The organism is Streptomyces boluensis (assembly GCF_009908195.1).
In the GTDB taxonomy this organism is placed as follows: Bacteria; Actinomycetota; Actinomycetes; order Streptomycetales; family Streptomycetaceae; genus Streptomyces; species Streptomyces boluensis.
Map to the genome: position 1 here is coordinate 1 of NZ_JAAAHS010000359.1, position 7,864 is coordinate 7,864.

Consider the following 7,864-nt stretch of genomic DNA (forward strand, 5'->3'; position numbering starts at 1 on the left):
CACCTGGAAGGTGAACCCATGGACGTCATCAGCGTCATCCGCGCGAAGCGCGACAAGCAAGCCCTCACCGACGACCAGATCGACTGGGTGATCGACGCCTACACCCGCGGCACCGTCGCAGACGAGCAGATGTCCGCCCTCGCCATGGCGATTCTCCTCAACGGCATGACCCGCCCAGAAATCGCCCGCTGGACCGCAGCAATGATCAACTCCGGTGAGCGGATGGACTTCTCCACCCTCTCCCGCCCCACCGCGGACAAGCACTCCACCGGCGGCGTGGGCGACAAGATCACCCTCCCCCTCGCCCCCCTCGTCGCCGCCTGCGGCGCCGCCGTACCGCAGCTCAGCGGTCGCGGGCTCGGTCACACCGGCGGCACCCTCGACAAGCTGGAGTCCATCCCGGGCTGGCGGGCCCGGCTCTCCAACGCGGAGATGCTCGACGTACTGAACTCGACCGGCGCCGTGATCTGCGCCGCGGGCGACGGACTGGCCCCGGCCGACAAGAAGTTGTACGCGCTGCGCGACGTCACCGGCACAGTCGAGGCGATCCCGCTGATCGCCTCGTCGATCATGTCGAAGAAGATCGCCGAGGGTACGGGCTCACTCGTCCTGGACGTGAAGGTCGGCTCCGGCGCGTTCATGAAGACCGAGGCGGACGCGCGTGAACTCGCCGAGACGATGGTCGGCCTGGGCACCGACCACGGCGTCCGCACCGTCGCACTGCTCACCGACATGGCGACCCCGCTCGGCCTGACCGCGGGCAACGCCCTCGAAGTACGGGAATCCGTCGAGGTGTTGGCCGGTGGCGGCCCCGCCGACGTGATCGAGCTGACCCTCGCCCTGGCCCGCGAGATGCTGGACGCGGCGGGCCTGAAGGACGCCGACCCGGCGAAGGCCCTCGCGGACGGTTCCGCGATGGACGTATGGCGCCGCATGATCTCCGCGCAGGGCGGCGACCCGGACGCGGACCTGCCCACCTCCCGCGAACAGCACGTCGTGACGGCCCCCGCGAGCGGCGTCCTGACCCGCCTCGACGCGTACGACGTGGGCGTCGCCGCCTGGCGGCTCGGCGCGGGCCGGGCCCGCAAGGAGGACCCGGTGCAGGCCGCCGCTGGCGTCGAACTGCACGCCAAGCCCGGCGACGAGGTGACCGCGGGCGCCCCGCTGCTCACCCTGCACACCGACACCCCGGACCGCTTCGGCTACGCCCTGCAGTCCCTGGAGTCCGCGTACGACATCGCGCCGGGCGGCACCGACTTCGCGCCGCGCCCGATCGTCCTGGACCGCATCGTCTGACAGGCGATCGACTGGCGATGAGTTCCGGTGGCCGCCGGGGTCCACCCTGTGTGAATGCCAAGGGACCGATTGTCGTCGCCCTCGGTGACCGGGTCGACAGGGCCGACGTTCCGCGCCTGTGCGAGCAGGCGCGGAACGGGCTCGAACACACCGGGGCCACCGAGTTGATCTGTGATGCCGGGGCACTGGCGGAGCCGGGTCTGGCCGCCGTGGAAGCCCTCGCCCGACTGCGCCTCACCGCCCGCCGCGCGGGTGCGAGCCTGCGCATCCGGGACCCCGGCGCGGGCCTGCGGCAGCTACTGCTGCTCGTCGGCCTCGTCGAGATGCTCGGGGAGGCCGCCGAGGTGATCGGGGAGCCCGAGATGCTCGGGGAGCCCGAACATCGGGAACCAGCGCTTGGTGTCCAGGAAGGCGTTGAGCCCGACGATCTTGCCCCCGGAGATCTCAATGACCTGCAGCGCCCACGGTGAGTACCCACCGCCGGGCACCGGGTGGTACTGCCCGAAGGCGGGGGAGCCGTTGGCCACCGTCGGCACCAGGCGTGAGCCCTCGCAGACCGAACCCTGGTGGGTGTGCCAGGCGATGATCTCCGGCACGCCCTTGAGCCACAGGTCGTACGGCGGCATGGAGAGCACCGCGTCCTCGTGCAGCAGGTCGGCCAGGGCCTTCATGTCGTAACCCTCGAACGCCGTGACGTAGCGGTCGAGGAGCTTCTGCTGCTCGTCGTCGAGCGGGTCGGAGGGGTCCGTCTCGCGCACTCCGTGCGCCTCGATGGTGGCGCGGGCGCGCTGCAGGGCGCTGTTCACCGAGGCGACCGTGGTGCCGAGGAGCTCGGCGACCTCGGCGGCCTTCCACGCCAGGACCTCGCGCAGGATCAGTACGGCGCGCTGCTTGGCGGGCAGGTGCTGCAGGGCCGCCATGAAGGCGAGCCGCACCGACTCGCGGGCCAGCGCCGTCTGCGCGGGGTCGGCCGACGAGGGCAGCACCCGCCCGTCCGGCACCGGCTCCAGCCAGGTCACCTCGGCGCGCTCGGAGAGCACGGCCGTGGCCTGGTGGCCCTGGTCGGTGAGGTCCATGGGGCGGGCGCGTTTGTTGCCCGCGCTCAGCATGTCCAGGCAGACGTTGGTCGCGATGCGGTAGAGCCAGGAGCGCAGCGAGGAGCGGCCCTCGAAGCGGTCGTACGCCCGCCAGGCGCGGACCAGGGTCTCCTGCACCGCGTCCTCGGCCTCGAAGCCGGAGCCGAGCATGCGGTAGCAGTAGCCCGTCAGCTCCGTGCGGTACTTCTGCATGCCGGCATCGAGTTCGCTCTGTGTCGTTGCCAGATCACTCATGGGGTCCACCTCAGCCACCGCTCCGTACGGCCATCCAGACCGGTACCTCGACCAGTACTTCGGAAGCTACAGGAACCCACTGACACTCGCCTGTGAGCAGCGAAAAGCAGGTACGGAGCGGTAGTTGAGGCTTGACAGGGCGGGTCGGACGCGGGTCCGGCGCGGGCTCAGCGGTGGGCCGCCACCGCGACGGCCCGGCCCACGGTCCGGCCCGCGACCCGCCGTTCGGTACGTGCCGCGTGCGAGCCGTACAGCGTCACCGACACCACGCCGAGCACCGCGAGCAGACCGAGCAGGACTGTTCCGGCCCAGCCCGCCGAGTGGAAGGCGACGGCGCCGAGGGTGCCGCCCACGCTGGACCCCAGGTAGTACATGGACTGGTACAGGGCGGAGGCCTGGGCGCGGCCCTCGGTCGCCGTGCGGCTCACCGACGAGGACGCCACGGCGTGCCCCGCGAAGAACCCGGCGGTGATCAGGACCAGGCCGAGCAGTACGGCGGCGAGGCTGTCCATGAGGGAGAGCAGCAGTCCGGCCGTGGTCGTGCCGACGGCCAGGTACAGCGCGCCGCGCCGCCCGAGCCGGCCCACGAGGGTGCCCGCGGCCGCCGAGGAGACGGTGCCGACGAGGTAGACCAGGAAGATCGAGCCGACGACGCCCTGCGGCAGCGAGAACGGGGCGTCCACGAGCCGGTAGCCGATCACCGTGTACACGGCGCCGAAGACCGTCATGAACAGCGCGCCGATCGCGTACAGGCGGCAGAGCAGCGGGTTGGAGAGATGCCCGCGCACGGTCCGCGCGAGGACGCGCGGGCGCAGTGAACCCGCCCTGAAATGGCGGGGCTTGGGCAGCAGGAGCCGGAAGGCGAGCGCGCACACCAGGGCCATCAGGCCGACCGCGGCGAGCGCCGCGCGCCAGTCCCAGGCCTGCGCGACCCAGCCGGTCAGGACCCGGCCTGACATGCCACCGATGGAGTTGCCCGCCACGAACAGGCCGATCGCGGCGATCAGCGCCTTGGGGCGTACCTCCTCCGCCAGGTACGCCATCGCCGAGGCGGGCAGCCCCGCGAGCGCGGCACCCTGGACGGCGCGCAGCGCGATCAGCCAGCCGAGGTCCGGCGCGAACGGTACGAGCAGGCCGACGAGCACGGCGACCGTCAGGGACCAGGTCATCATCGTGCGCCGCCCGAACCGCTCCGAGAGCGCGCTCAGCGGCAGTACGAACAGGGCGAGAGCGCCGGTCGCGGCGGAGACGGTCCAGCTGGCCGTGTCGGCGGTGACGCCGAAGTCCGCGGAGATCGCGGGGAGCAGGGCCTGCGTGGAGTAGAGCAGGGCGAAGGTGGCGAGCCCCGAGGCGAACAGGGCGAAGCTCATCCGGCGGTAGCCGGGACCGCCGGGCGCGAGACGTGTGTCGGTCTCGGCGGCGGGAGCGGGAGCAGGAGCAGGAGACGCTGAGGTGAGGGCGACCGCTGGATGGGCGGACGCCCCGCTACTGGCAGGTGGCATACGTCGAAAGTAGGCACGCACGGCTGATGCGTCCAATGCATGAACGGGCGACAATCGATCCCATGGTGCATGAGAGCAGGTCACAGCGGCAGGTGTCGCAGAACAGTTACGCAGAAGACATCGCGCGTACCGTCGGATCGAGCCCCGACTCCTGGCCGGCCCTGCTCGCGCCGCGCCTCGCGTACTTCGCCGGGGTCGCCCGCACCGAGCACGTCACGCGCGCCGCGCAGGAGCTGCAGGTGCCGCAGTCGACGCTGTCCCGGGCGCTGGTCCGGCTCGAACAGGACCTGGGCGTCGACCTGTTCGCCCGCCACGGCCGTACGCTCTCGCTCACTCCGGCGGGCCGTACGTTCCTCGCCTCGGTGGAGCGGGCGCTCGGCGAGGTGGAGCGGGCGGCGGAGGCGGTGCGCGCGGACGCGGACCCGGAGGCGGGCAAGGTCGCCTTCGGCTTCCTGCACACCATGGGTACGGAGACGGTGCCGGCCCTGATCCGCGCCTTCCGCGCCGACCATCCCCGGATCCGGTTCTCGCTGGTGCAGGGGTACGGGGAGTGGATGCTGGAGCGGATGCGCGCGGGCGAGCTGGACCTCTGCCTGACCTCTCCGGTGCCGGACGCGCCCGACCTGGTCGCCCGCCGCCTCGACGAGCAGCGGCTGCGGCTTGTCGTCCCCGAGGACCACCGCCTGGCCGGGCGCAAGCGTGTCCGGCTCGCGGAGGCGGCGGAGGAAGCGTTCGTCACCCTCGAAGCGCCCTTCGGGCTCCGGCGCATCACGGACGACCTGTGCGCGCAGGCGGGGTTCCGTCCCCGGGTCGCGTTCGAGGGCGAGGAGGCGGAGACGCTGCGCGGGCTTGTCGCGGCGGGCCTCGGCGTGGCCCTCCTGCCTCCACCGGCCTTCGCCCGCCCGGGAGTTGTCGAACTCACGGTGACGGCGCCGCGAGCGGTACGCGAGATCGGCGTGGCCTGGCTCCGCGACTCCCCGGAGCCGCCCCCGGTGACGGCGTTCCGCCAGTTCCTGCTGGGACGCCGGGGGCGGCTGCTGGCGTAGGGGGGTACCGGTGCGGCTGCCCTGCGGGCGGCTTCTTCCCCTCCCCGCCCCTTCCCGAAAGTCCTCGCCGGACGGGCCTCCTCAATCGCCGGAGGGGCTATCTATTAGCCCCTCCGGCGATTGAGGAGCGGGGCCTGGGGCGGAGCCCCAGTTACGGGAAGGGGCGGGACTGGGGAAGATCAGCCGCGCAGCGACCGCCCGAACCCCGAAGCCAACGGCATCCGCAACCCCAACGGCGGCGGAGCCGCGAACGCGTCGGTGACGGGCCGGGAGAAGGCCCGCTCGAAGAGGGCGCCGAGGACGAAGTCCACGGAGAGCGCGGCCACCTCGGCCCGATGCTGATGCAACCCGTGCCCGTCGGAGTGCACCTCGAACCGGCACGTGTCCCGATTCGCCTTCTTCACCCGCTCCGCGTACCGGAACGACAACTCAGGATCGGTGCGCTCGTCGTTCGTGCCGTGCACGATCAACACCCGCCGCCCCCCGAGCTGCTTCACCGGTTCGGGCGCCACCGCCATGTCGTCCTCCGGCAGCCAAGGGGCGAGCGCGAGCACGGAGTTGACGGCCGGGTGCCCCGCGGCGTGCAGCGCCGCCCGGCCCCCCATGTCGATGCCGGCCAGGCAGACGGGCACGTCCCCGTAGCGCCGTACGACCTCCTCCGCGGCCCACCGCGCGTCATGGGCGAGCAGCGCGTCGGTGCCGTTCCAGCCGCGCTGCCGGTAATGCACGACATGCCCGACCAGGCCCTCCGTCCGCCCGGCGCGCACCAGGCGCCGGCCCAGGGCGCGGGCGGCCGCCGTGGCCAGGGGAGAGGTGCGCCGCGCGGAGACCTCGTCGCCGCCGGGCAGCAGCAGGACGACCCCGCTCACGGCGGCGTTCTCCGCGCCGATGAGGCGGCCAAGTCGGGTGCTGCGTACGGGTGTTGCTTGCTGCGCCATGACAGAACACTCTCAGAAGCCCAGATGTACGGAACCCGGCGTACCGGTCACCGTTGGGTATCGACCCCTGTCGCGGTTGCATCTCGGGATGTGTACAACCGCAGACATCTACGCGCGTAGGCGTTAGAGTGCCGAGATGATGAGCCAGATCACTTCCGCACCGGCCCCGGAGCAGATCCGCCGGGCCCCCAAGGTGCTGCTGCACGACCACCTCGACGGCGGGCTGCGCCCCGGCACGATCATCGACCTGGCCCGCGAGGTGGGGTACGAAGCGCTGCCCGAGACCGAGGCCGACAAGCTCGGCATCTGGTTCCGCGAGGCCGCGGACTCCGGTTCGCTGCCCCGGTACCTGGAGACGTTCGCCCACACCTGCGCCGTCATGCAGACGAAGGAGGCCCTCTTCCGGGTCGCCGCCGAGTGTGCCGAGGACCTGGCCGAGGACGGCGTCGTGTACGCCGAGATCCGGTACGCCCCGGAACAGCACCTGGAGCGCGGCCTCAGCCTCGAAGAGGTCGTCGAGGCGGTGAACGACGGCTTCCGCGAGGGCGAGCGGCGCGCGAAGGCGAACGGCCACCGCATCCGCGTGGGCGCCCTGCTCACCGCGATGCGGCACGCGGCCCGCGCCCTGGAGATCGCCGAACTCGCCAACCGCTACCGCGGCCCCGAGAGCGGAGTGGTCGGCTTCGACATCGCGGGCGCCGAGGCCGGCTTCCCGCCCACCCGGCACCTCGACGCGTTCGAGTACCTCAAGCGGGAGAACAACCACTTCACCATCCACGCGGGCGAGGCCTTCGGCCTGCCGTCGATCTGGCAGGCCCTGCAGTGGTGCGGCGCCGACCGGCTCGGCCACGGCGTGCGGATCATCGACGACATCGAGGTCGCCGAGGACGGCTCGGTGAAGCTCGGCCGCCTCGCCAGCTACGTACGCGACAAGCGCATCCCGCTGGAGATGTGCCCGACCTCCAACCTGCAGACGGGCGCGGCCACCTCGTACGCCGAGCACCCCATCGGGCTGCTTCGTCGGCTGCACTTCCGGGCCACGGTCAACACGGACAACCGCCTGATGTCCGGCACCAGCATGACCCGCGAGTTCGAGCACCTGGTCGACGCATTCGGTTACACGCTCGACGACATGCAGTGGTTCACAGTCAATGCGATGAAATCAGCGTTCATTCCTTTCGATGAACGACTGGCCATGATCAATGACGTGATCAAGCCCGGATATGCCGAGCTGAAATCCGAGTGGCTGTTCCAGCAGACCGCTTCGACCAGCGGTTCTGTCGCGGCAGCGCACTGAGTCAAGGGTTTGGAAAAGGGCCGGGAAGTATCTTCTCGGCCCTTTTTCCTTGCGTTTCGGTATTTGCGGGCGCGTACGGGCCGTGGATAGCTTGCGGGACCGCTCAAGCAAGTCAGCAAGTCCCCTTCGCAAGGACGTATTCACCATGAAGCACTCTGCCGCCAAGTCCCTCGGTGTCGCCGCGCTCGGTGCCGCTTTCGCCGCTGCCGGTGCGGGCAGCGCGTCGGCTGTGGCCCCGGCTCTGCCCGACGCCGCCGCGACCGTCGGCACCGTGACCTCCGCCCTCCCCGAGCAGGCCACGAAGACGCTGCCCGCCGCGCTGCCGACCGACGGCAGCGACCCGGTCTCCGGCCTGATCGGCGGCCTGCCCGTCGGTAAGGGCCTGCCGGTCCAGGGGCTGCCCGTCGGCGGCTGATCCCGCCTCCAGCGAGCGGCGGGGTGCGCACCGGTCTTC

7 protein-coding genes are annotated in these 7,864 nt (G+C 71.5%); 4 read left to right on the top strand and 3 right to left on the bottom strand.

Features of this window, described 5'->3' with window-relative positions; all coding sequences use genetic code 11:
* Window positions 1–18 precede the first annotated feature (18 nt).
* Window positions 19–1,296 (top strand): thymidine phosphorylase, encoded by a 1,278-nt coding sequence (locus GUY60_RS30625; protein WP_161703697.1) that lies wholly within the window; start codon window positions 19–21, stop codon window positions 1,294–1,296.
* A gap of 296 nt (window positions 1,297–1,592) precedes the next feature.
* On the opposite strand, the gene GUY60_RS30635 is transcribed toward GUY60_RS30625, so the two are convergent.
* The gene (locus GUY60_RS30635) at window positions 1,593–2,627 is read right to left on the bottom strand and encodes a sigma-70 family RNA polymerase sigma factor (protein ID WP_161703701.1); all 1,035 of its coding nucleotides are present in this window, start codon (window positions 2,625–2,627) and stop codon (window positions 1,593–1,595) included.
* Window positions 2,628–2,794: 167 nt separating this feature from the next.
* The gene (locus GUY60_RS30640; RefSeq protein WP_161703704.1) at window positions 2,795–4,129 is read right to left on the bottom strand and encodes an MFS transporter; all 1,335 of its coding nucleotides are present in this window, start codon (window positions 4,127–4,129) and stop codon (window positions 2,795–2,797) included.
* Window positions 4,130–4,191: 62 nt separating this feature from the next.
* Here GUY60_RS30640 and GUY60_RS30645 point away from each other — a divergent pair, with 62 nt between their 5' ends.
* A complete protein-coding gene (locus GUY60_RS30645; RefSeq protein ID WP_161703706.1) occupies window positions 4,192–5,175 on the top strand; it encodes a LysR family transcriptional regulator in 984 nt (327 codons plus the stop codon).
* Between the two features lie 179 nt (window positions 5,176–5,354).
* Here the strand turns inward: GUY60_RS30645 and GUY60_RS30650 are convergent, their stop codons facing one another.
* Window positions 5,355–6,113, bottom strand: coding sequence for an alpha/beta hydrolase (locus GUY60_RS30650; protein ID WP_161703708.1), 759 nt, complete (start codon window positions 6,111–6,113; stop codon window positions 5,355–5,357).
* Between the two features lie 136 nt (window positions 6,114–6,249).
* Between GUY60_RS30650 and GUY60_RS30655 the strand changes: the two genes are divergently transcribed.
* A complete protein-coding gene (locus tag GUY60_RS30655; protein WP_161703710.1) occupies window positions 6,250–7,410 on the top strand; it encodes an adenosine deaminase in 1,161 nt (386 codons plus the stop codon).
* Window positions 7,411–7,555: 145 nt separating this feature from the next.
* Entirely contained in the window at window positions 7,556–7,825 is a 270-nt protein-coding gene (locus tag GUY60_RS30660; RefSeq protein WP_161703712.1) for an ATP-binding protein, read from the top strand.
* Window positions 7,826–7,864 lie beyond the last annotated feature (39 nt).